Origin of the sequence: Mariniflexile maritimum, assembly GCF_009746565.1 — a bacterium.
GTDB lineage: Bacteria > Bacteroidota > Bacteroidia > Flavobacteriales > Flavobacteriaceae > Mariniflexile > Mariniflexile maritimum.
Genome location: NZ_WRPN01000017.1, coordinates 1 through 24511, shown reverse-complemented (window position 1 = coordinate 24511; position 24511 = coordinate 1). Strand labels below are relative to the sequence as shown.

19 protein-coding genes and 1 pseudogene are annotated in these 24511 nt (G+C 34.7%); 4 read left to right on the top strand and 16 right to left on the bottom strand.

Annotation, left to right across the window (positions count from 1 at the left end):
• Positions 1-82: integrase core domain-containing protein (locus GQO80_RS16030; protein WP_157208113.1), on the top strand; the 82-nt coding region annotated here is incomplete at its 5' end.
• 695 nt (positions 83-777) lie between these two features.
• Here the strand turns inward: GQO80_RS16030 and GQO80_RS15245 are convergent.
• Entirely contained in the window at positions 778-1077 is a 300-nt protein-coding gene (locus GQO80_RS15245; RefSeq protein WP_157209222.1) for a helix-turn-helix domain-containing protein, read from the bottom strand.
• A 407-nt stretch (positions 1078-1484) separates the two neighbouring features.
• Between GQO80_RS15245 and GQO80_RS15240 the strand changes: the two genes are divergently transcribed.
• Together GQO80_RS15240 and GQO80_RS15235 are read left to right on the top strand one after the other, a co-directional pair.
• Positions 1485-2270 (top strand): RNA polymerase sigma factor, encoded by a 786-nt coding sequence (locus tag GQO80_RS15240; RefSeq protein ID WP_157209221.1) that lies wholly within the window; start codon positions 1485-1487, stop codon positions 2268-2270.
• Position 2271: 1 nt separating this feature from the next.
• The gene (locus tag GQO80_RS15235) at positions 2272-3369 is read left to right on the top strand and encodes a hypothetical protein (protein ID WP_157209220.1); all 1098 of its coding nucleotides are present in this window, start codon (positions 2272-2274) and stop codon (positions 3367-3369) included.
• A gap of 992 nt (positions 3370-4361) precedes the next feature.
• Here the strand turns inward: GQO80_RS15235 and GQO80_RS15230 are convergent.
• The 13 genes and pseudogenes from GQO80_RS15230 to GQO80_RS15170 form a co-directional block, all read right to left on the bottom strand.
• Positions 4362-4814 carry a transposase gene (locus tag GQO80_RS15230; protein WP_232333204.1) on the bottom strand — a complete coding sequence of 151 codons (453 nt, stop codon included), beginning with the start codon at positions 4812-4814 and terminating at the stop codon, positions 4362-4364.
• A gap of 153 nt (positions 4815-4967) precedes the next feature.
• Positions 4968-5108: pseudogene (locus GQO80_RS15225) on the bottom strand (transaldolase family protein); the annotation flags it as partial.
• 4 nt (positions 5109-5112) lie between these two features.
• Entirely contained in the window at positions 5113-7152 is a 2040-nt protein-coding gene (locus GQO80_RS15220; RefSeq protein ID WP_157209219.1) for a transketolase family protein, read from the bottom strand.
• On the bottom strand, positions 7149-7823 hold the full coding sequence (gene fsa, locus GQO80_RS15215; RefSeq protein WP_157209218.1) for a fructose-6-phosphate aldolase: 675 nt from the start codon (positions 7821-7823) through the stop codon (positions 7149-7151). Before fsa ends, GQO80_RS15220 begins: the two co-directional genes overlap by 4 nt.
• A gap of 106 nt (positions 7824-7929) precedes the next feature.
• The gene (locus GQO80_RS15210) at positions 7930-8928 is read right to left on the bottom strand and encodes a GRP family sugar transporter (protein ID WP_157209217.1); all 999 of its coding nucleotides are present in this window, start codon (positions 8926-8928) and stop codon (positions 7930-7932) included.
• 76 nt (positions 8929-9004) lie between these two features.
• On the bottom strand, positions 9005-9943 hold the full coding sequence (rbsK, locus tag GQO80_RS15205) for a ribokinase (RefSeq protein ID WP_157209216.1): 939 nt from the start codon (positions 9941-9943) through the stop codon (positions 9005-9007).
• Between the two features lie 32 nt (positions 9944-9975).
• A complete protein-coding gene (locus GQO80_RS15200; protein WP_157209215.1) occupies positions 9976-11127 on the bottom strand; it encodes a glycoside hydrolase family protein in 1152 nt (383 codons plus the stop codon).
• Between the two features lie 9 nt (positions 11128-11136).
• A complete protein-coding gene (locus GQO80_RS15195) occupies positions 11137-12186 on the bottom strand; it encodes a nucleoside hydrolase (RefSeq protein ID WP_157209214.1) in 1050 nt (349 codons plus the stop codon).
• An 81-nt stretch (positions 12187-12267) separates the two neighbouring features.
• Positions 12268-13491, bottom strand: coding sequence for a nucleoside hydrolase (locus GQO80_RS15190; RefSeq protein WP_198037800.1), 1224 nt, complete (start codon positions 13489-13491; stop codon positions 12268-12270).
• Positions 13484-14539: a hypothetical protein gene (locus GQO80_RS15185; protein ID WP_157209213.1), complete on the bottom strand. Its 1056-nt coding sequence runs from the start codon at positions 14537-14539 to the stop codon at positions 13484-13486. Before GQO80_RS15185 ends, GQO80_RS15190 begins: the two co-directional genes overlap by 8 nt.
• An 83-nt stretch (positions 14540-14622) precedes the next feature.
• A complete protein-coding gene (locus tag GQO80_RS15180) occupies positions 14623-15612 on the bottom strand; it encodes a BACON domain-containing protein (protein WP_157209212.1) in 990 nt (329 codons plus the stop codon).
• A 17-nt stretch (positions 15613-15629) separates the two neighbouring features.
• Positions 15630-17201, bottom strand: coding sequence for a RagB/SusD family nutrient uptake outer membrane protein (locus GQO80_RS15175; protein WP_157209211.1), 1572 nt, complete (start codon positions 17199-17201; stop codon positions 15630-15632).
• A gap of 11 nt (positions 17202-17212) precedes the next feature.
• Positions 17213-20308 carry a SusC/RagA family TonB-linked outer membrane protein gene (locus tag GQO80_RS15170; protein WP_157209210.1) on the bottom strand — a complete coding sequence of 1032 codons (3096 nt, stop codon included), beginning with the start codon at positions 20306-20308 and terminating at the stop codon, positions 17213-17215.
• A 229-nt stretch (positions 20309-20537) separates the two neighbouring features.
• Here GQO80_RS15170 and GQO80_RS15165 point away from each other — a divergent pair, with 229 nt between their 5' ends.
• Positions 20538-21548, top strand: coding sequence for a LacI family DNA-binding transcriptional regulator (locus tag GQO80_RS15165; protein WP_157209209.1), 1011 nt, complete (start codon positions 20538-20540; stop codon positions 21546-21548).
• Between the two features lie 569 nt (positions 21549-22117).
• Here the strand turns inward: GQO80_RS15165 and GQO80_RS15160 are convergent.
• Both GQO80_RS15160 and GQO80_RS15155 read right to left on the bottom strand, forming a co-directional pair.
• Entirely contained in the window at positions 22118-23089 is a 972-nt protein-coding gene (locus GQO80_RS15160; protein WP_157209208.1) for a nucleoside hydrolase, read from the bottom strand.
• A gap of 344 nt (positions 23090-23433) precedes the next feature.
• Entirely contained in the window at positions 23434-24393 is a 960-nt protein-coding gene (locus GQO80_RS15155) for an RICIN domain-containing protein (RefSeq protein ID WP_157209207.1), read from the bottom strand.
• Positions 24394-24511 lie beyond the last annotated feature (118 nt).

Sequence of the window (24511 nt, the reverse complement as noted above, 5' to 3'; positions counted from 1 at the left end):
ATGGATACACGATTACAATTATAATAGACCACACAAATCACTTAAAAATAAAACACCAATTCAATACCGATTAAATGAATAAAATTCTATTTTTGAATGGATCGAATTTTGGGGAAGCTTACAAATTTACATATCGAGGTACATTATAGTACAAATGAATATATAAAAACAACCTTCTTTATTGGAAAACTGCTAGAAAAAGGAATATGCAATTCTCCCCAATCAGTTTGGTCACAGTTTATTATTATATGGAGTATTCCCCGATACGATAGAAAGTTAACAATTACAGAAACTTACTATCATATAAATAATCCCTAAATAAAGTGTGTCTGTAAAACTAAAGGGGTGGAATGCAAGAGGGTAGCGCGCCAAGACGACGCTACGTTTCATTTTGCCTTGCAAGACCTCATAAAGATTGGTCTGTCTGAATCTTAAAGGAATTGTATAAAAACAGAAATTGTAGCAAATCCATTGGAATACCCTATAAACACTGAATGAATTTGTTACAACCTTGTAAATTCTAGAGTGACCCGAAGCCTTTTGGAATTACTAACGCACCCGAATTCTCGGGGTTGTTTCATTTTTAAAGCGATGGATTCTCCCCACTCAATTCAGCCTCTAAATCCATAACTTTAAAAACGTGTTCTTCTTTTTCTTAAGCCAATTTTCGGATTACTCAATAGATAGGTTTTTCACGAATTATATTGAATCAAGGAAGAAAGTAAGTATATGAACTGGTAATAACAAAATAGACAGCCCAATTGGATAGGCTAAAATTTAAAATAAATTACTGAATCTACTTTTTAAAAATTGGGTCATTAAAAAATCGTCTAATGTTATCCCTATTAAATCACAGAATTTTTTGATCGTATAAATTGTTATTCCCCTTCCTTTAGGCATTCCTGTTTTTTGATTAATTTTTATATGGCTTTCCCAACGACTAATGTTTTGTTTTTCAACATTGTATCTTTCGACAAAATTCATTTGCTTCACGCCACACGCCTGCACACGCAGGTTTTTAATCCTATCTGCAATTTTATTAGCTAAAATTATATCTTCTTTGGAAAGTGAAGCCATGCTGCAATTTTGTAAATCTCTAAACAAATTCGGTAAGCCATTTGGTATACAAAATAATAATTTCTATATTAGCCCTGTATTATATATTTTTGCGAAACCTCTTAAAGTAAAATATTAGGAGCATTCGCTTTGAATCTCACATTGAAAACTGGTAATTTTTAGCAACGAGATGATAAGCAAGGATGTTCACGACCCGGGGCGTGGACTCTCTTATCGTTGCACGGTATACCAGTACCTCAATGTGATAAGTTGAGTATCCACGCCTTTTTTGTTTGTAGAAAAAGGGCATTCTTCTCAACATTTCTCAAAGCTAACTTCACCTTAATATCCTATAAGAATTCGCTTTACTAAAATCAGTTTAATTTTGGTGGTGGGTTTCCCTATCCCCTATTTAAATGAAGCATTTTATGTCACAGCATGATTTCGAACTATTAAAAAATGGCGACCCCTCCGCTTTGGTGCATATCCATGCCAATTACAGCAGACATATCTTTTGGGTGGGCAAGCAAATGCTCAACGATCATTTTGTCGTAGAATCCTTGGTTCAGGACACCTTCTTAAAATTATGGGTTCATAGGGACAGGATAGAAACCCCTAAGCATATCTTCTTTTTTTTAAGGCTTGTGATGAAAAGGGAATGTATTTCCTACTATACCCGACCTAGAAACAAGTTCCTTAGGAAAGTCAATTCGTTAGAGAGTTATGACAATTACCAAGACTATATGGTAGGATATGATCCTCTAAAAGATGGGGAAACGCTGCGAGATCAGGAAACGGAACAAAAAGCCTTCGACCTAATCAAAAGTGTATTGCCCCTATTGAATGCCGAGCGGAGGCATCTAATTGAACTCTGTTTAAAATATGGCTTTCAACACAAGGCCATTGCCGAGGTCATGGGAAAGGGTATCAAAGAAACCAGCAACAAAATAAAACAAGCTATTGAGGACATCAGAACGATCATTAATCAAGGAAACACGCTTGAAATTGAACAAAAGCCCGTTGTTGGAATCAAGGTTCAGGGTGTCATGACCAAGGAGCAAGCAGAAGTCTTAAAGCTACGATGTGAACAAAAACTTTCTTTTTCTTCTATTGCCAAAGAGCTTAATCTATCCCAAAAGGAAGTGCACCATGAATTTATGATAGCGTACAAACTCATGCAGCAGAAGCACGAACAGCAACTGGAATCCGCTTGATATGGGAAAGACAACACTCAAGCTCACCCGAAAGATCCAGCTAATGGTCGACCTACCTACCCAAGAGGAACGTAAGGAAGCCGTGGACAAGCTTTACCAGTGGCAGAACCGATGTTTTAGGGCTGCCAATCTTATCGTTTCCCATCTCTATGTACAGGAAATGATCAGGGAGTTCTTTTATCTGTCAGAGGGGATAAAGTATAAACTTGCCGATGAAAAAAAAGATGTGGACGGCATCCTGCAACGCTCCCGTATAAATACCACCTATCGTATGGTATCGGATCGCTTTAAAGGTGAGATCCCTACCAATATACTATCTTGTTTGAACAATACCTTGATCACTACTTTTAGGACAAACAGCCCTAAATACTGGAAAGGTGAATGTTCCCTAAAGAATTTCAGGAGGGATATGGCATTTCCATTTAGCCCAGAAGGGATGAGTCGTTTATCTTATTGTGAAGAAAAAAAGGCCTTTTGCTTTCGTTTGTTCCAAGTTCCCTTTCGGACGTATTTAGGAAATGACCATACTGACAAAAGAATGTTATTGGAACAGGTGATAAAAGGAAAGACCAAGCTGTGTACTTCCCGTATTCAATTAAAGGATGGCAAGATCTTTTGGCTACCGATATTTGAAATCGAAAAGGAAAAACATATCCTCAAGCCAGAAGTGGTTGCAGAGGCTTCCCTGTCCTTGGAATATCCCCTAGTCGTTAAAATTGGAAAAAACAGGCTTCCCATAGGCACTAAGGAAGAATTTCTATACAGAAGGTTAGCAATACAGGCAGCCCGTAAAAGGGCACAGGTTGGGGCTACCCATTCCAGATCAGGTAAAGGACGCAAACGCAAGCTCAAAGCAGTGGAAAGGTTCAGCAAAACGGAAAGCAATTATGTATCCCATCGTATCCATGTATACAGTAGGAGGCTCATCGATTTTTGCACCAAACATCAGGCTGGAACTCTCGTTCTGTTAAATCAGGATGACAAGATAGGGATAGCTAAAGAAGATGGGTTTGTATTGAGAAACTGGAGCTATTATGAGCTGGTGACCAAAATAAAGTACAAGGCCGAGAAAGCGGGCATTGAAGTTATTATAGATTGACCGATTTGGTCATGAGGGTGCTTGTACACCCGCAAGGTGAGGTCGGTAATGACGCTCACTAAATGTGGACAGCATATACAACGCGTGGGCTCTCTTATTTAATATTTAAGAGCCTAATTGATTTTTATAAATTGGTGAAGCCATAATTCTTTGTTGCAACAGGGATGAAAGAATTAGATTTGGGATATTCCCAATAGATGTTGGCATATTAATTTTTTTACGGATTAAAAGCCCCAACATCTATCGAGCTAATACTATGCAATGTTTTTGGGAAATTTAAAGGATTATTTCATTTTTTTACTAAATTTTTCCTTGATTTTACTGGGCTACGAAGCTTTTTTACTAAAAAACAGTGAATTGATGCCCTTTTAAAACTTATGAAACACCAATAGCTAACAATACCAATCAATACAAATTAGCCTCATACTTTTTACTGTAAATTATTGCCTGTTTATGGGGCTTTCGAAAGGTTTTACTGTAAAAGTCAAATAATACGTATTTGGCAAGCACCACAACGGTTCAATATTCACTAAATCATACCAAAATCTAGGAGTTTGCCGCAAATAAATGCAATTTTAATGGGGTTTCAAGAAGTTTTGCCGCAAATCTGAAATAAATAAAACTATTTAAAATTGATAAATAACTGATTTTAAGTGAAATATGAACCAGTAACATCGCGCAGCGTGTTACCCTCTTGCTATTCCCTTAGATTCGCAATGTCATTTACATAGAGCTTTCTTTTAAGATATTTGATCCTTAAATGATCTGTTATCTTTTACTCGGGAAAACCCTCCATAATTGTAAATTACAACCAACCGATAAAGGAGAATTAGGCGCTAAATAAAGTTTTAGACTTATGTTTTTAAAATCCTTTATCGGTTATCTCTGAACCGCATCAGATGGAAATTCAGGCTTATAGACTGCAAAAAACGGAGAAAGTAAACCACTTAAAATAGAAATGTTTAATCAAAAAGTAGCTGCATGACTCTTATCTAATTGTCCACTTTTTTATTGCAAGTCCATATTTTCACTATTATTTTATGGGCTTCCAACTGCCTGTTGATTTCTTTGAACAGTGGCCCGTAGGCCTTTGCTTTTGTCATCAGGCTTCGAAAACGGGACAGCGTACTGTGGTCCGGTGCTACTTGGTCGATGTTAAGACCACAAAAATAACCAAAAGAAATACTATCGTTTACGCGGTCTTCTACCTCATAGTCACTTAACCCATACCAAGTCTGCAATAAACACATCTTAAATAATAGCAGACCATCGTAACTGGGTGCGCCTGTGGCACTTTTTCCTTTTATGTAATGCTTATCTATAAGGCTGCTGATTGTGTTCCAGTCCAAAAGAGTGTCCATTTGATTAAAAAATGTCGTTTTTATTTTTCGTGAACGTGTATCACAAATACTATCGGCCAAGGTTAGGTGTTTTGCTGCTTTCATAATACTAAAATACATATTAACATACTTATAATCAAATGTTTGAAATTATATTTTGTTAATTATTTTACACAATTTCCCTTGCAACGGTCTTAATAATTATTGCTATGCTCACTTTCATCCGCTGTAAGTGCCTCACTTTGCCCGCCCTTTCCAGTAATGCGCTATAATGTTATCTGCTCCTATAATACCTTCTTTTGCCATTAGTGAAGGGTTTGTTGTAACACCTTCCAAAACCCCTAAAGCTTGTGCTTCAGCAATATCATCAAGGTTAGCTGTATCTATAAAAAATTTCATTCTTTTAGTTTTTATATTGCCTTAAATATTCTAATACTTGTTTACTTACTTTTTCTCCCGTAAAACCAAACTTTTCATCAAGTACGGTCGCTGGTGCTGAACATCCAAAATGCTCTAAGCCAAATACTTTTCCATTATCCCCAACAAGTCCTTCTAAATTTACAGGCAAACCTGTTGTTAAGCCAAATAATGGTGTATTTTTAGGAATGACACTTTCTTGATAATCTTTAGATTGCAATCTGAATAAGCCCTCTGAAATTATGGAGGCAATGCTAACTTTAATATTTCCTCTTTCTTCAAGCAGTTTTGCTGCATCAACCAAAGTTGCTACTTCAGATCCGTTAGCGACTAAAACAACGTCTGGATTTTTAACTTCTTTTACTAAATAACCCCCTTTTTCTGACGCTAATGCTTCTGTATATCTTGAAGAGCCCATTGCTGGAATATCCTTAATGTTTTGTCTTGAAAGAATCAATCCAGTTGGTGTGTCTTTATTTTCTAAAGCCATTTTCCATGCTACTGTAGTTTCTGCAGAATCTGCTGGACGCAAGGCCAAGAAACTAGGGTTTCCACTATGGTTCTTTAATTTTTCCAATAAGCGTAATTGTGCTTCTTGCTCTACTGGTTGATGTGTTGGACCATCTTCTCCTACACGAAAGGCATCATGTGTCCACACATATTTTACAGGCAGTTCTTGAATAGCACTCAATCTTATTGCGGGTTTCATATAATCTGAAAACACAAAGAATGTTGCTACTACAGGGATGATACCGCCATGTAACGCCAATCCATTAGCTATACAAGCCATGGTTAATTCGGCAACACCTGCTTGTAAAAACGAGCCCGTGAAATCTCCCTTTTTGAGTGCATATGTTTTCTTTAAGAAACCATCTGTTTTATCACTGTTTGATAAATCGGCAGAAGACACAATCATGTTTTCAACTTTTCCTGCTAAATATCCCAATACATTTGAAGAAGCTGCTCTTGATGCCAATCCTGGTTTATGCTCGATGGATTCGAAATCCAATTCTGGTAAATCACCTGATAAAAAATGGTCTAATTTATTTGCTAATGTTTTATTGTCTTGCCTCCAAGATATAATCGCCATTTTATTTTGCGCCGCTTTAATTGTTTTTTCTTTAAGTAATGTTCTGTAGAATGCTTTGACATCCTCATAAATATCAAACGGTCTTTCTGGATTTGCACCTAAGTTTTCTAATGTCTTAATATAATCTGCTCCTGAATGTCCAATAGGCTGGCCGTGTAATTGGCAATGTCCTTCATAAATACTTCCATCGGCAGTGACACAACCTTTGCCCATAATGGTTTTCCCAATGATTAGGGTTGGCCTTTCTTTTTCGTTATTTGCTTCTGTTAAAGCCCTTCTAATTTCATCATGGTTATGTCCATCTATTGAAATCACCATCCAACCCCATGCTTCATATTTCATAGCGGTATTTTCGCTAATTACTTCGTCTGTAGAACTTGACAACTGAATATCGTTGGAATCATAAAACATGATAAAATTGTGCAATCCTAAATGTCCAGCAATCCTGCCTGCTCCTTGGGAAATTTCTTCTTGCACACCTCCATCTGAAATAAAACCATAGATTTTATGGTTCATCCAATCACCAAATCTTGCTTGCAAAAATTTAGCCCCTATGGCAGCTCCAATTCCCATAGTATGACCTTGACCCAATGGGCCAGAGGTGTTTTCAACGCCTCTTTCTACATTAACTTCTGGGTGACCTGGAGTTTTAGAACCCCATTGTCTAAAATTAGCAACATCATCTTTCCCATAATTACCTAAAAGATAATATTGAGCATATAATAAGGTAGATAAATGTCCTGCATCCATAAAAAAGCGATCTCTAAATGGCCAAGTCATATCTGTTGGATCGTAATTAAAGAACTCAGAATATAATATGTGCATGAAATCTGCACCTCCCATGGGGCCTCCTGGATGTCCTGAATTTGCTTTCTCTACCATCGCAACAGCTAATGCTCTAATGTTATCTGCTGCTTGTAAATCTATGTTCTTCATTGTAATTCACTGTGTAAATTATTCCCTTTTGCATAATCTTTTAAAAACTGTTTTAAACCATTATCTGTTAGAGGATGGTTTAGTAATCCTTCAATAGCCGATAATGGTCCTGTTATGACATCAGAACCAATTTTTGCACAATTAATGATGTGCATTGTATTTCTTACAGAGGCAGATAGAATTTGAGTTTCAAAATTGAAGTTATCGTACACTTTTCTAATTTCTGAGATTAAATGCATTCCATCTGTAGAAATATCGTCCAATCGACCTAAGAAGGGAGAAACATAAGTAGCACCTGATTTGGCAGCTAACAACGCCTGACCAACTGAAAAGACCAAAGTAACATTGGTTCTGATTCCTTTGGCAGAAAAATAGCTACATGCTTTCACACCATTTTTAATCATTGGTAATTTCACGACAATTCGAGGGTGCAAGGAGGCTAATTTTTCACCTTCAGCGACCATTCCTTCAAAATCAGTGGCAATGACTTCGGCTGAGACATCCCCCTCAACCTCTTCACAAATATCCAAGTAATGTTGAAAGATATTCGATTGTCCTGTAATTCCTTCTTTCGCCATCAATGAAGGGTTTGTTGTTACCCCGTCTAATATTCCTAATGCTTGAGCTTCCTTAATTTGTGCAAGATTAGCTGTATCTATAAAAAATTTCATGAATGTTTAATTTGAATTTATAATTTTTAAAATAGGCCAATAAAATTCTGAACCATTTAATATTATGGTTTAAAAACTATTGACAAACTATTGATTAAGTGTACTACTAAACGTTTTTAGCCATAATTATTAATGACAATCCTACAAAAAATAAGAAAAACATTAAACCGATCAAGTAATTGGTTCCTTTAGGGGAATCTTTAAACTCCTTCCATATAAATATACCCCAAATGGCAGCTACCATAGTAGCACCTTGTCCCAATCCATAAGAAATAGCAAAACCTGCTTCTCCTGCAGCTATCATATTTAAAATAAAACCAAGACACCAAATAACACCTCCTAAAATTCCAATGAAATGAAGCTTTGGAGTTCCTAATTTAAAATAATCTTTATACGCTACTTTCTCACCACTTATAGGTTTATACATAAAAAAAGTATTAAACAAAAAGTTAGAAATAAATATCCCTATAGAAAATATAAATACGGCTGTATAGGGAGTTAAAAGCCCTTCTGTTGGGTTTGAAAAATCAAGAGACATAGATACTGCCACAAATCTATAAAAGAAGCCCATTAATATACCGGCAGCTAAAGATATGGCGATTCCTTTTGTTGTTGCCGCTCCTTTTGAAATTCGTTTATAAGCTAAAGCATCTACTATAATTGCCAAAGTCACAAGACCAACCCCTATAAATAAAAACATAGGGTCTCCAACAGGTGAAGCTATATAATTAACAACTACACCTAACACCAAAGCAATCCCTATCCCGATTGGAAATGCAATTGCCATACCTGCAATATCTATAGCAGCAACTAATAATAAGTTAGCAATATTAAAAACAACACCTCCTAAAAAAGCATAAAAAATCGCATTTATTGATGCATTGCCTAGATTTGGAAGAAAAGCTTGCCCACTAATTCCATTGCTTCCCAAGGTTAAACCGAAAACTAGCGACAGCAATATAACACCTAAGGTGTAATCCCAATAAAAAAGGGGGAAGCCCCATTTCTTCGAAGCTAATTTTTGTGTATTGGCCCATGACCCCCAACAAAACATAGTGATGATGCAAAGGAATACAGCTAAAATATAATTATCTATTATAAACATGATATTAATTTTTTATTTTGGTTAAAATTGATGAATTAATTAAACTATTTTAAGTTAATTTTAGGTTAAATGAGAATCAGTTTTGATACTTACAAGAGTCTTTCAAGAAGTATTCCACCTCTACTTCAGACGGAATAGAAGGTTGAGCCCCCATTTGAGTAACACAAATTGCAGAAGCAGCTGAAGCAAAATTCAATGCTCGTTTCCAATCGTGTCCTCTGCTCAATTCAGCAACCAATCCACCGCAAAATGTATCTCCTGCAGCTGTTGTATCAATGGCCTTTACATCAAAAGCAGGAACTATTATTTGTCGTCGGTCTTTATCCTTCATTATACAACCGTTCTTCCCAAGTGTCAATACCACAGATTTTACACCAAGTTCTAACAAACAATTAATAACTCCTTCTGCTCCAACAATATTAATTTTTTTACCCGAAATTAATTCTGCTTCAGTTTCATTTACAATCAAAACATCTATATTTTGTATGATTTCATAATCTATTTTATAGGCGGGAGCTACATTAAGGATTACTTTCTTTCCTGCAACTGAAGCCATCTCGCATATAGTTTTTACTGTATCATAAGGAATTTCCATTTGTAACAACACGACGTCTGAGTTAACGATTTCCTCTTTTTTACTCAACATGTATTCTGACGAAAGTTCTTTGTTGGCTCCTGGGTTAATTATGATGCGATTTTCACCATTATCATCCACCCAAATCATTGCAGTTCCAGAGGGAATGTCTTTAACAATCAGTGAAGAGCCTACATCTAAGCCTATCTTTTTATAATATTTAAGTGTTTTTTTTCCGTTGGTATCATTACCCAAACTTGTAATAAATTTAACATCTCCTCCCAGTTTGTGTGCAGCCAATGCTTGATTTGCGCCTTTGCCTCCCATTGCCTGCAAGTACTGTTTCCCCTCAACTGTTTCCCCCGCTGCTGGAATACGTTTTGTTTTTGCAATTAAATCGGTGTTTGAACTACCGATAACTAAAATTTTATTTGAAGCCATAAATTCATTTTTTATTTTTCAATACTTTTTGATTATTGATTTTCATTTATTTGTGCTCTCCAGATATGATAAGTCCATTCAGCGTGATTACTGGCCGAAGGTTGCACATTGGGAGCTGCCTTGCTAACTGTATAGTAGAAAGTTGGTTTTTCCCAATTTTTAATATATCCAAAGTTATCTCTAAGCAAAGTGGCATTATGATTCCTAGGAAAACCCGTATCATCTGGACTAATCCTGTATATTGGTGTCCAACTACTACTATTATTTATGAAATCTGAAAGATTCATAAAGTCTATCTCTAGTGAACTATTTAAATAAGAAGGATAATCATCTGGCATGGGTTGTACTGGGCGAATCATTAAAATCTTATCTTCTTCTATATTAATAGCGAATTCTGAATTACTAGTATAGTCTCTAGACTTATTATCGATTGCCATTAATCCAGTTTGTACAATGGTACTAGGGGGGCTTATTGTATAATCTTCCATATTGCTAAAATCAACTTCAGACCATACTATTCTCGTACCGCCAATATCTCCGACTGTATATGTTAAAAGTAATTTACCTTTACCATCTAAAGACACTACAGATGGTTGTCCTACTCCCCATGACTTCCAACCACCAGCTATTAATTGATCTCCATCATGATCCCACGTTTTTCTAACAATCTGGTCTGGATATTTAATCCAACTATCTGCTTCCAAATCATTGCTAAATGCCACTCCAATTTCATTATAATATACTCCGTATGCATTAGTAAGATAAAACATGACATATTTAAATGAAGTATTGTTCCATAAATAACTACCTTCAATAACAGAAGGGTCGCAAATGTGATGATCATCCCAAGATTCAGATATCCCAGGTTGCACCACACTTTTAGCCTTAGTTTTAGAGCCATCTGGGTTGATTTTAACATGAAAAATATTATCGACCATAACATCATTCTGTGGATTACCACAAAAAAACATATGAACACTTCCATCCTCTTGTTCCAATGAGCTTGGGGCATATGAATACCTGTTTTGACCTACAAACCCGAAAACAAATTCTGGTTTTGTGATTGTTTTGATTGGAATTTCCTGTTTGGGAGGATCGAGAGAAGTCTGTTTATCTGTTGCTCCATCATTCGAGCAGGAAAACGTTAGAGCAAATATCAATATTCCATATAGATACTTTATCATAATACCTAATTATTTATTGAAATGAATGGGTTGCTTAGTCAACAAATCAATCAAATGTTGTTTGATATTACTCCCTTGGATAGAATCTACAGTCAAATAATATCTGGTTCCCTCTGATTCTGGAGTGAATTTAGTAGCTCCTTTTTCCGTCACATTTATCTTACCAGCTAGAGACAAGTTGAAATAAGAAGCACCTTCTACTGCATATAATACAGACGTTAAATCCCATGTTGGACGATCATACGGCATTTCCAGATAACTTTTATAGGCTTCTACCATAGGATGAATCGAAGCCCAACTGAAATCATTTTCTATACTACTTCCTGGATATTTAATAGCAATACCAACTTCAAAAGGAGAAGTTACTAATGGCGTCGGCCATTCAGCGAAAACTTTTTTTGCTGCAGAAATATCTTTAACCACATTATACTCAAATAACTCATCATTATTAAAGCACCCAGCCATTGTGCTCAATAATTCAACTTTTTTAGCAACTAATTCTTTTCCCGTTAATCGAGATATATCATCGGCTGGGGTTTCAAGTAAACGAGCAAGATTAGTAGAAAAACCCACTGAAATAATTGTTACAGAATTATCGGGTTGTTCCGATAGAATTTTACGATATAAGATATGGGCATCAGGCAATTGATTATGATTTTTTAATGAACGCTTAAAAAGTTGTTCACCTTTTTCATTTTGCAGAAGAGACACAGATTTTGCATAATTTGTTGCATCATTTTCACAATCTGGGCCATTACGAATTATTCCAATAGGAATTTGGGGATAGCCATACCATGTATTCATTATATCTGTATATTCGGATGAATATGGACTTTCTTTATTACTCATTATTCCCAATAAATCAATTTTTCCTTCATCAACATATTTATAAAGCATATCCAAAGCTAAAGCATCATCAACATCATTCCCCATATCTGTTTCAAAAAGGACTTTTATTTTCGACTCTTTAATATCTTCTTTTTTTATTTTATCTGTATTCAATGAAGGACATCCTTTAATTAATAATACGGTTAAAACCGCTAAATATATTTTAGTCATATTCGTTTTTAAAAAAATTATTTATTTTTGCTTTTTGTCTTATCTTTAGATTTTATTTTTACAATAGTTGTTTAAAAATCTTTAATTGTCATTTGGTAAATATGTCTTAAATAATTCGGGAATAACTTGGTTCAAAGCAATTTCATTCTCCTGACAGTCTTCACGATAATATATTTGAAAATTTGAAGGTTCATCAGTATAGTCATAAACAAAACGTCCATCGTTTCTAATTTCTAAAATCTTACAATTGCGCAAACCGCTCTTTAAAATAATGTCTGATTTACTTAATTCACTTTTCTTAATTAGCTTATAATTATTTTCCGCTCCTTTGACTAAACACCTATCTGTTGCCTCAATCCAGATTAAAGATTCCCAAACATGAAACTCTTCAAACTGAACTTGAACACTATCACTGAAAGGTTTCCCCAAATCCATAGCTCTCAAAAAATCATATTGCTTTTTTTTACCAAATGAATAATCTAGATAACATTGTAATTGAGGAGCAATATCTTTAACAAATGACATATCTTTTAATTTCCAATAAGTATTATTTGTTGATTTAACAAAACCTCCATCTTTACCAGCACACGGATATAATGCAATAGGTAAATCTGAACGTAAAACCCTCGTAAAAGCAAAAACATCCAAGGCAACATTCCATTCTCCCCCAGGTATCATATTAGCTCCCTTGTCTAGGCCCAATTCATAGTTTTGTGAGGCCGTACCTCCGCTAAGATGAATTTTCTTTACTTTTTCCTTTACCAATTCTGGATTTCGGTTATATGCAACAGCTATAATTCTTGCTGAGCCAAAAGACAAGACTTCTATTGGTTCAGGTTCATTCTTAAGAACATTTAAAAACAACTCTACTCCCTGAAAAAAACCAGGCGTATCTAACATTTTGTCTTGTTCATTTTTCATGCCTTTTATAGGACCAATACCAAACTTCACTTGTCTATTAAAAATATAATTGAGTTGCTCAACAGGAATAATTCCAGCTTCTCTAGGTCCTCGAGGATCTTTCCATAGTGTAGGATGATCAGCTATTTCTTTACGAAATGAATCTGTAATATCAAGTATAACTGCTTTTAAATCAACATCAGGCAAAGCAAAGGCGTTTATTAAATCTAAATTATCTCCGGGGTCTTGATAAGGATGATAAAGATCTGTTATCACAATCAATGGCTTCTTCTTAACAGACTGTCCATAAGAAATACTTGATATTAGTATTATGAAAATAAAACAGATTTGTATTTTCTCTTTCATTTTAACCAACACTTTTTTTAAACATATATCGTTATTCATGATTAAAGTAATTTTTTAAGTCAAAACGGGCTGAATATAAATCATAAGACCATAACCAATCTTCACCAGTAACAGCTGTAGTAAAATACATAATTACTTCATCTTCTGTTAGCATATATCCTTTGCTATCTGTTAAAATTCCGGGATTATGGTTTCTGGGAAACCCCGATTGATCTGGCCCTACATGACCTATTTCTGTCCATTCTTCAACAGGTAATGAAATATCTTCATTCCTCTTAATGTATCTTAAAGTTGAATAATTTCCCACCCATGTAGGAATAATTTTTTCATAGTCTGCTTTTCTTTCTTCACTCGCAATGAAAATATAATTTTCAGACATAGCAGGGTAACTATTTGCACTCATACCAGGAATATATTTTTCTTCTCCTAAAACAATATCATTAAGGTTGTCTAGTTTGATATCACGAAATACAAAAGACTTTCCAGGTTTCAATGTAGAATGATAAAAAAGTCTTATTGAAGTTGAGTCTAATACTATTGACGTACTTTGCCCAACACCCCATTTAGTTGTATCGGCATAAGATATTAAAGGGTTTCCGTCATATTTAATCCAGGGACCTTCAATCGTTTTCGACATAGCTAAACCTATTTGATTATGGTTGTGCCATTGATCTACTCCCAAATAGGTCATTATCCAATTATATGTCTCCCCTTTATAATTTGTAGTAAACTCCCTTACATCAGGGTCACAAATATGAATATGATCCCAACCCTCTTCAGATGGATCCACTATTCTGATTCCAGGTTGCCATTTATAACCATTTGTAGTTGGAATTCCTTTAAAAAGATATACATAATCAATTATTTCAAATGGATTTTTATTTTGACAAACAAATGCATATCTAGTTTTATATTTATCTTCAATCACACTTGGTGCATAATTATAAAGCCCAGCACCTCCTCCAAATTCATATTGGATCTGTGGAACAATCGTCTTTAGATTACTATTATTAATGCTCTCATTATTTTTGCATCCAAAAAACAGTATCACCAAAACGAAATATATAAAAATATTTTTATTATTCATTATTTTTTGTTTTACAGCATTTTATAAATCTTGTTATCGTTCAGAGACCTAGGATTATAGAAAAATGTATTTAAAATATTTAACTAATCTTCTATTTCTATATTTTTTACTGGACGTATCGATGCAGCACGTACTTTTTGACCATCACCCCAGCCCCATACATCTCGATAACCTCCTGAATCCCCTAATGACATACCTCCATGTGTTTCAGATAAATTGTTACCACTTCGAACTGAAACCAACCATCCGCGGTCAACTACTCCACTTGCATTACGCCATCCACTTTGAGGCAAAAATAGGCAACCTAATTGTTTCAGATTATCTTTGTTAGCAAGTAATGCCACAGATTGAGGCACGCCAATAATCATTCCAGGAGTACTGAATCCCGTTTGGCTTGGATTAACCCAGGTTGCTCCAATCTCCCATAACGCTACCATTTCATTAGTTGTAGGAACACGCCACCCTTCGGGAGAAGGATCATTTTCTGCTAGCCAATCAGTTCCATCATTTGTATATCCAGCTGGCCAGTTAGTAGGTGCTGGGTCACCATTAAGACCACTAGGGTAGCCTATCTTTCTATTAAACTGATAATACATTCCCCTATCTTCGGGAGAAGAAGCAAATGTACCAGGTGCATCAACATTCACTGTAGACCAAACCAATCCGTTTATAAGTACTTCATTTTCACCAAGGACTAAAGTTTCCTGTAAAACCTTAGACTTCAAAACCTTTTCACTTGAATGTACTTCTATTAAAACCTCTCTTAACTTTACAAAAGACGTACTTGGTGTTACTGTAACAGTAATAGTTTTTGTTCCTGTTCCTGATGTTTCACTTAAAGTAACCCAATCATTGGCCGAACTATTAGAATTAGTTAATTCGGCAGTCCAAGATTCATTACCGGTAACCATTAGCTCATAAGTTCCACCACCTTCAGTTACAGGAATTGACACTGGAAATATAGCAAACTCATTTGAATTACTACCTATTACATAATCAGAATCCCCATCATCACATCCCCATGATGTCAGGAGGACTACAATGGTTGCTATTAAATATTTTATATTATTCATTACTCAGAAATTTATAATTAGTATTGTTCATTTTGATCTAGATTAGGATTATTATCCACTTCGCTTTGAGGAATTGGCATTCGGATTGATTTACCTATAATAAAATTATTAAAATCACTATCACGTTCTTTCAATTCATCCAGTGTTTCAGCATCATTAATTCCCCAACGTTTCAAATCAATCCAACGAACACATTCCGTTGCCAGCTCTAGACTTCGTTCAACTTTTATATGCTCTCTAAAAGCATCCTGATTAGTAGTTACCTGATTTCCATTATAATAAGTACTATTTTGAATATTAGGTAACTTAACACGATTGCGTACACGATTTACCAATTCAATAGCTTTAGCTGTGGGAGTCCCATTCACTTCGTTAAGCACTTCAGCATATAGCAATAATATATCTGCATAGCGTAGTGATCGAAAGTTATTATCGTTCCAATAATACAATGGGAGTTCGTCGGTACTATATTTTTTAATAAAAACACGATTTCCCCAACTATTGTTCCATGGAGCCCCATAAATTAATTGATTAGGGTAGTCTGGAAAATCAGATGCTGCTCCATCATACCAAAATGAATAGAATAATCGAATATCGTTTTTCCCGTCGGTAGTTTTTTCTCGTTTGTAATAATCTACCAACCATCGTCTTGCCTCAATATTATTCCAACCAATACCTGAAGGAGCTTGATTCATTTCAATTTGTGTCCCTAACTGAGCATTTGGATCTAGATGATTATCTGTTTGGTCAAATCCAACACGGTTCATAAGAGAAAATTGTATTTCAAAAATAGACTCAATATTATTCTCGGTATTATTATTGAAATTGTCAGCCCAATTAGTCACTAAATCATAATAGCCACTGCCTGGTCCATCAACAAGCCATTCCAAAGTTGTTTTTGCTTCTTCCCATTTATGATGTTGTGCGTATGCTTTTGCCAACAGTGCGTATGCAGCCCCTTTTGTTGGACGGCCTGTTTCATCATCACTACGTGTAGCAGGCAGTTTAGAGACTGCATCTTCCAGATCCTCCTCTATTTGAGTAAGCACCTCATCTGCAGTGCTTCCCATAGGTTGATCAGCAGCAGAGGATGTCTGGAGTACTAGAGGGACATTATCCCAAAGCGCAGTCATATAAAAATAATAGAATGCTCGTAAAAATTTTGTTTGCCCTATTAAATCATTCTTGTGAGCTTCATCGCTAAATGTCACATTATCTATGTTGTCCAACACTTGATTAGCCCTATTTATAGCTACATAATGTTCTTCCCACATTTTAACATTAGTTTCATAAAAATTATAATTGGTAAAAATAAACTTGGTGTATTCATTAAGCTCTGTCCAACCAGCATAACTCACAGCTTCATCTGACATACCCCTTATTTGAGTATACATATTCCTTGTCCATGTTCCTTGGCGGTAAAACATGTTATAAACAGCAACTACACCTGCATCAATATCTGCTTCTGTTTGCCAAAAAAGACCGGTACTCAATGTATTCTCATTCTTTAAATCGAGTAACTCTTCGTTACAAGATGACGTGAACAGAATTACAATAAAGCATAAAATATAATTATTTATTTGTTTCATAATATCTGAATTTAAAATGTGAATGATACTGCAAATTGAACTGATCTAGGATTAGGGAAAGAACTATAATCTGCACCTATTTGGAAAATTCCATTATCAGTAAATTCAGGATCCAAACCTGAATACTTTGTAAAGGTTACAAGATTCTGCCCTGTCAAGGAGGCACGAATATTTTCCATACCTAACTTTTCACATAGAAGACTCGGAAATGTGTAACCTAAAGTGATTTGACTTATACGAAAGAAAGATCCATCTTCCAGCCAACGATCTTGGTCACCTCTACTATTTCTACTGTCTCCATATACAATACGCGGACGATCATTAACAGGATGCTCCTGCGTCCAAGGCTTTAATCCATTGAAATTGTTTTGATTATTAGCAAAATCAGAAGCAGAGGCAGCTGAACCATTCCAAATCTCTTGTCCAAATCTACCATAACCATTAATTCCTAAATCAATACCTTTATAAGAAGCTCCTAGATTTAGCCCTAGTTCAAAATCAGCCCATGGACTCCCAGCTATTTGCCTATCTTCTGAAGAAATAATACCATCATCATTATAATCGTCATAGATAATATCACCAGGTAAAGCGTTAGGCTGAATAACTTGACCACTTGAACTTACATGATTATTTACGTCACTTTCTGATTGGAAAATACCATTCATTTTATAAAGATACCATGTGCCAAGGGGCTCTCCTATCTCAGTTTTTGCTAATGCGGTAAATAAAACTGTTTGTCCATACCCAAGATTAGTTACTTTATTTTTCAAATGGGATACATTGAGTGAAGCTGTATAAGAAAAATCTTTTATTTGGTTTCTCCACCCAAGTTCTACTTCAATTCCCCTATTCTCTAAACTTCCAGCATTCACAGCAGGTGCCCCCCCTTCATTTCCAGAACTCATCAAAATAGGCAAGTAGACCAATAAATCTTCACTTTTTGAATAAAAATATTCAGCAGATAAATTAAGGCGATTATTAAAAGTCGTAAGATCAAATCCAAGGTTAGCAGTAGTTTTTTTCTCCCAAATAAGGTCATTATTACTCAATCTTGATTGAGTCATACCAGTTGCCTGATATTCTGGACTACCAAAAACAGCACGTGGTGCAATATTTATTACAGATTGATAGTCCCAAAACCCAATACTACTATTTCCAAGCGTTCCATAACTACCACGGAGTTTAAAATCATTGATAAATGACAAATCAAAGAAATCTTCACCACTAATCCTCCAGCCTATGGAACCTGAATAAAAATTCTCCCAACGGGTATCTTCTGGGAGACGTGAAGTCCCATCTCTACGAGCAGTTACTTGTGCCAAGTATTTATCTGCGTAAGAATAATTTACTCTTCCGAAATAAGAAATCAATGCAGACTCACCATAACTTCCTCCTGCTGTGGCATCCCCAGTAGCAGCATCAAGAGATGTTATGTATTCATCACCTTTTAGCAAAGGATCTTGTTTAGTAATCCATCGTCCATCCGTACGAAATTTGTTATATGACCCTCCAACCAAAGCTTTCAGATCATGCTTGCCAAATTGCTTTTTAAAATTAAAAGTTTGCTCTATTAACATGTCACTATTCTTAGCACTATTATATCCCAAAGATGCCGAATCATCTCCTTGTCCCATAGTCCAACTACCTGATTTTCTCAAAGAGTTAGTAACCCCCATATAACTTTGGTAAGCAAAATTTAATTTGGCATCTAGCATATCATCAAATAGTGACACTTGCCCGTAAATATTACCCGTAAAATACTCTTCTTCATTATTTCTTTGGTATAAGTCTTGCATTGCAATTGGATTCAACCCAAAGGAATTTGCTCCATCAACATTACCATATCCATACCCTCCAGGATTAGATTCGTCATACACGGGGATTGTTGGTGGTATACGAATAAAATTTTCCCATGGGTTACCATTTAATATTTTACTATCAGATTTAGTATAATAAAAGTTTTCACCGTATGAAAAAATTCCTTTTTTCCCACTTGTATTTACACGAAAACCATATTTATCGTAGCCTGTTTTATATAAAGCACCTTCATCAACCAACCTATTCAATGATGTATAAAATTTCCCGTTTTCAGAACCTCCAGATAAAGAAACATTGTAATTTCTGAGCACCCCTGACCTCAACATTTCCTCTTGCCAATCAGTATTTCCATCAAAATGATTTTGTCGTTTAGTTACGCCACTAACTCCAGCAAGTATAGCCTCATCATAGGCTCTATCATTATAAATTTTATACGTTTCTGCATCCATTAAATCATAACGAGGCAACCAGTTCAACGTCAATTGAGTATCAAACTTCACTTTCATTTTGCCTTCCTTACCCTGTTTAGTTGTAATAATAACAACTCCATTAGCAGCACGAGATCCATAAATTGCAGCAGATGATGCATCTTTAAGCACTTGAATAGACTCAATATCTTCTACATTAACACCTAAATCATCACCAGCATAAGCACCATCAATAATAAACAATGGGTTATTATTCGTCAAACTACCTAGACCCCGAATACGAATTGTAGCATTAGCACCTGGCTGCCCACTTGTTGTAACCTTTACGCCTGTAGTCAACCCTTGCATCGATTCAATAACATTACCTGATTTGCGTTCTGATAAAGCTTTTTCTTTTATCGTCGACACAGCACCAAGCAAATCCTTTTTCTTTACTGAACCATAACCTATAACTACAGTTTCTTCCAAACCAATGATATCTTCTTCCATTTTAACATCAATGGAGTTTCTAGAGGCAATTGAAATTTCTTGTGACTTCATCCCTATAAAAGTATATACTAGAGTCCCATTATTAGGAACCCCTTTTACAGTATACATACCGTCAAAGTTCGTTACTACCCCATTATTGCTTCCCTTTAGCAAAACTGTTACTCCCATTAAAGGCTCATCAAAAGAATCAGTTACTTTCCCTGAAACCACGATATTTTGCTGAGCATAAGCATTACTAATAGGAACAAAAGTCAAACATAACGCTAAAGCCCCATATAATATCCCTAAAGCTTTTTTAGGGACAAAGACTTTTTTAGGAGAGGCATTGATACTAAGAGAAATCAAACTCCCTCTTTTTTGTTTTTTTTTCATAAATACATAGTTTAGTTCAATTTGAAAACAAAAATAGGAAATTAAATTTTTATGAACAAACGTTTGTGCATATTTTTTTGAATGATGATAGAATCATAGTTGATTTATTTATTTATATTTGAATTTTAATCATATTATAAAGCTAATATAGTAAGCTTATAATCTATATTAATCAATTAATTTTTGTTCTTACTAGGTACAATCGTTTGTGCTATTCAATTACCATATTATGCAAAAACCAAATATTAATGACATTGCTAAAATGACAGAACTTTCAATCTCAACTGTATCAAGAGTACTTAACGGAAAGGCTAAACAATATAGAATTGGAATTAAATCTCAACAAAAAGTCATAGAAGCTGCTAAAAAATTACAATATGTTCCCAATCACTTTGCTGCAAACTTAAAATCAGGAAGAAGCGGAACATTGGCCTTAATAATTCCTTCTCTTAATAATCCTTTTTTTGCAAATATAGCCAGTGAAATAAACATCGAACTGCGTAAATTAGACTATATCGTAATAATTAGTGATAGTAATGAAAATATGGAAACAGAAAAAAAGGAAATTCAACAGTTAGCTGCTAGAAATATTGAAGGACTAATAATTGTGCCATGTGGCGATCAATGGATCCACATCAAAGAATTAGAGAACAAAGGAATTCCCGTAGTTTGTATTGATCGATATTTTGAAAATCTTGACATTCCATACGTTTCAACAGATAATTTCGAAGGAGCTTTTAGAGCAACCAATTATTTGATTGAAAATGGACATAAGCATATTAGATGTATCCAAGGATCTCAAAGTTCTACTCCAAACCGATTAAGGGTTGATGGGTTTTGTGATGCAATGAAAAAAGCAGGATTAAAAAACTACGAAATTAGTGGCAATAATTTCACATTCGAAAATGGATATTTGGAAACTAAACTTATACTTCAAAAAGAAAACAAGCCTACTGCCATATTCACATTTAGTAATACTATTGCTATGGGGTGCATAAAAGCTTTAAGAGAAGAAAACATTCAAATACCTAAAGATATATCTTTAATAACATTTGATGATCATCCATACCTCGATTATTTATCTACACCGCTTTCTTGTATTGCTCAGCCAGTAAGTAATATAAGTAAGATGGCTGTGCAGTTTATATATTCAAAAATTCAAAATCAACAAATTGATATAAGCCAAGTACTTCTTAAACCAGAAATGAAATTAAGAAGTTCTGTAAATAAAATAAACTAAAAAATGTGATCTTGAATTTGCCTCTATCTCATCTAAAATAACTTTTTACCTTAAGTTTTTTTAATCACTGGATTTAAGGACACCAAAGATCCTTGTCATATAGTTCAATTATTGTTCAAGCTCTATATTTTAAACTCAGGTTTACACTAAAATAGACTAAGTTTTAAAGAATTTTAATCAGCAAAAGAAGAACCTTAAGTGGAATGGAAGTTGTACATATGTTAATAAAAAAAACAGATGATTAATTCTAGGTTAACTATTTTTAAATCATTTTGTTCATAGGTAATATACTTTGATTGATTTAGTCGATAATTAGATTTATTTTTGATAGATGCCACAAAGTCAGATATCTTCATGTCAACGAATTTAAGCAATAAATATTATTAAAGTAAGAATTAAACCTTATCTTATTTGTACAGAAAAGGACCTAAACTTGTGATTGATTTTAAAAAAATATATCAACCAACGTAAGAACGGAAAACAAATTGAATGAATTGAATAATGAAGACTTCCCTGTTGTTTAAACTGTCAAAAAACATTATCCTTTTCAACTCTATTTAAAAGTGTTTTTATTTTGCCAATTTTTCAAACAAATCCTTGAAAATACCATCACGGTTTAAATCCTTAGCTATTCGAATAAAATGCCTTCCTTGATCTACACTATACGTTACTTGGTCTGTGAGGATAGGACTGTGTACAATGTCAGTTGTAATCCAAGAAGGATTTACAAGCCAGGCAACGGCAGTTACATCCCAGATTACTTTCGACCATGCATCACGCCCACCGCTGTATTCAACAACAATGTTGTATAAATAATTAGAAAGCTCATTTTTCCCTTTCAGATAATATTTCAACTCCGGAATGGTAGTTTGAAAATGTGAAACTACTGGACGGCAGGGCATAATAACAAACGGAACCCCTGAATTGAGAACGACCTGTGTTGATAAAACATCCTGTTTCAGGTTAAATTCTTTTTGGTCCGGCCAGTTGAGTCCGTTGCCACCAAGCCAAACAACTACTATATTTTTAATGATTTTGGGCTCGATTAAAATTGCCGAGGCAATATTGGTAATGCATCCTATTGGAACTACATAAAGTGGGTTTTTAGGACTGCTAGCCATGGCCTTCTTTATCAAATCAAGAGCTGCATCACTTCGTACAGGTTTTGAAATGTTTTCAAGATACCTATCGGAGCCCCTGAAAGCAAAATCATCAGGAGATTTACCAAGTATTTTCAACAACCTTAAAATTTCTTTATAACTTTTTTCCATACCAATGCCTGCATTTTCTGCACGAGAATTTTTAAAAGGAGCAGCGTAAACTGCTTCCATTTGAATCTTTTCATTAGATAAATATGCATAAGCCAAAGCAAATTGATCGTCAACTTCATTGTAAGTGTCAGTATCCAATACCATTCGAACTTTTCCTGTTGGAGGTTTAAGTTGATTCAATCTGAATGTTTCTTCCAACTTTGGGAAATTTTGAGCATAACTATTAATCGATGGTGATAATAAAATTATTAATATGTATATATATTTCATTTCTAATTAATTTAACCCGTTGGGTGTAATTAAATTATTTGATTTTTTATTTTTTATATATAAAAAAGTTTATCTGCCAAATCATGTATATATGCACAACTATATATACCCTAAAAATATATGATTTGCTTATTTCAAACATTACATAAGTTAGTAAATAACAATTTTTAGAATTGATAGTAACCAAAAAATGAATCTCAAAAAAAAGGTCATTGGATATCAAAATAATAACACCAAATAACCTTTATTCACGAAATTCATTCTAGCGTTTAATAATTGGACACAAAGGAACCACGTATATTTTATTTTCATTCAATATTTATACAATATGGTTAATTATGATTTTACAATTTGATTTTCTTTTGTAAAAAGTCATTCCCTGAAACTAAGTTTATAATGTAAATTCCTTTAGAATAGTTATTTGTTGGAATACGCATTGTTGCTATGTTTCCTGTTGTAACATAATTTAAACTTTTTTCCGAAATTAACCGGCCTGTTAAATCAAAAATTTCCACTTTTAATGACCCATTATTTTTAGGTGTATATCTTAAATCTATGTAATTATTGGATATGTCAGTAATTAATTCAAATTCATTTTTCTCAGTATCTTTGTCTTTTTGGTTAGCCATTTTACTCGAGCTAATATATATAAATTCCCATTGCTGGGCTTGATTTTCATTACTCTCATAAATCTGCACATTAGTACCATTACTTGTTCCAGCTCCTGCAACATCTAAACGTTTGTCCTGAGCATGTCTTGGGGATAATTCAAATTCCTCCCCAGTTTTATCAATTATACGCCATTGTTGTTCATAATTTCCATTAGTTTCCCAAATTTGTACATTAGTACCATTACTTGTACCAGCCCCATAAACGTCTAGTCTTCTAGTTATGCCCGATTGAGGAATTAATTCAAAATACCCACCTGTAACCTCTTTAAGTTTCCACTTTTGAGCATCATTACTATTAGTCTCATAAACTTGGACATTAATACCATTGGAATCTACAGCGCCTGCTACATCTAGTCTCAAATTTGACGCATGTCTGGGAGCTAATTCATAAACGTAAGTATCAACAGGATAGAAATTAGTCAAATCAGATTTATTCATACTAAAAACCCTATAAGTCCATAAGTTTCCCGTTCCAATATAGGCTCCAGTAAAAGCAACTGTGTAATTGCTAGTACCACCAACAAGACCTCCATAGGAATCAGTTAAAAATCCACCATTGTGATTACGTTCCCTTCCTGTTTCCGATGAGCTCACTTGTCCATCAACAGTCCATGATCCTGAATTATTCTGCAAAAAACGGGCATAGTATACCACCCACAGCGGATTAAAGTGAGCATAGTGCGGCGGGTGAAAGTGAACCACCTACAGCGGATGAAAGTGAACCACTAAAAATCGATTCTATTTGTAAAGC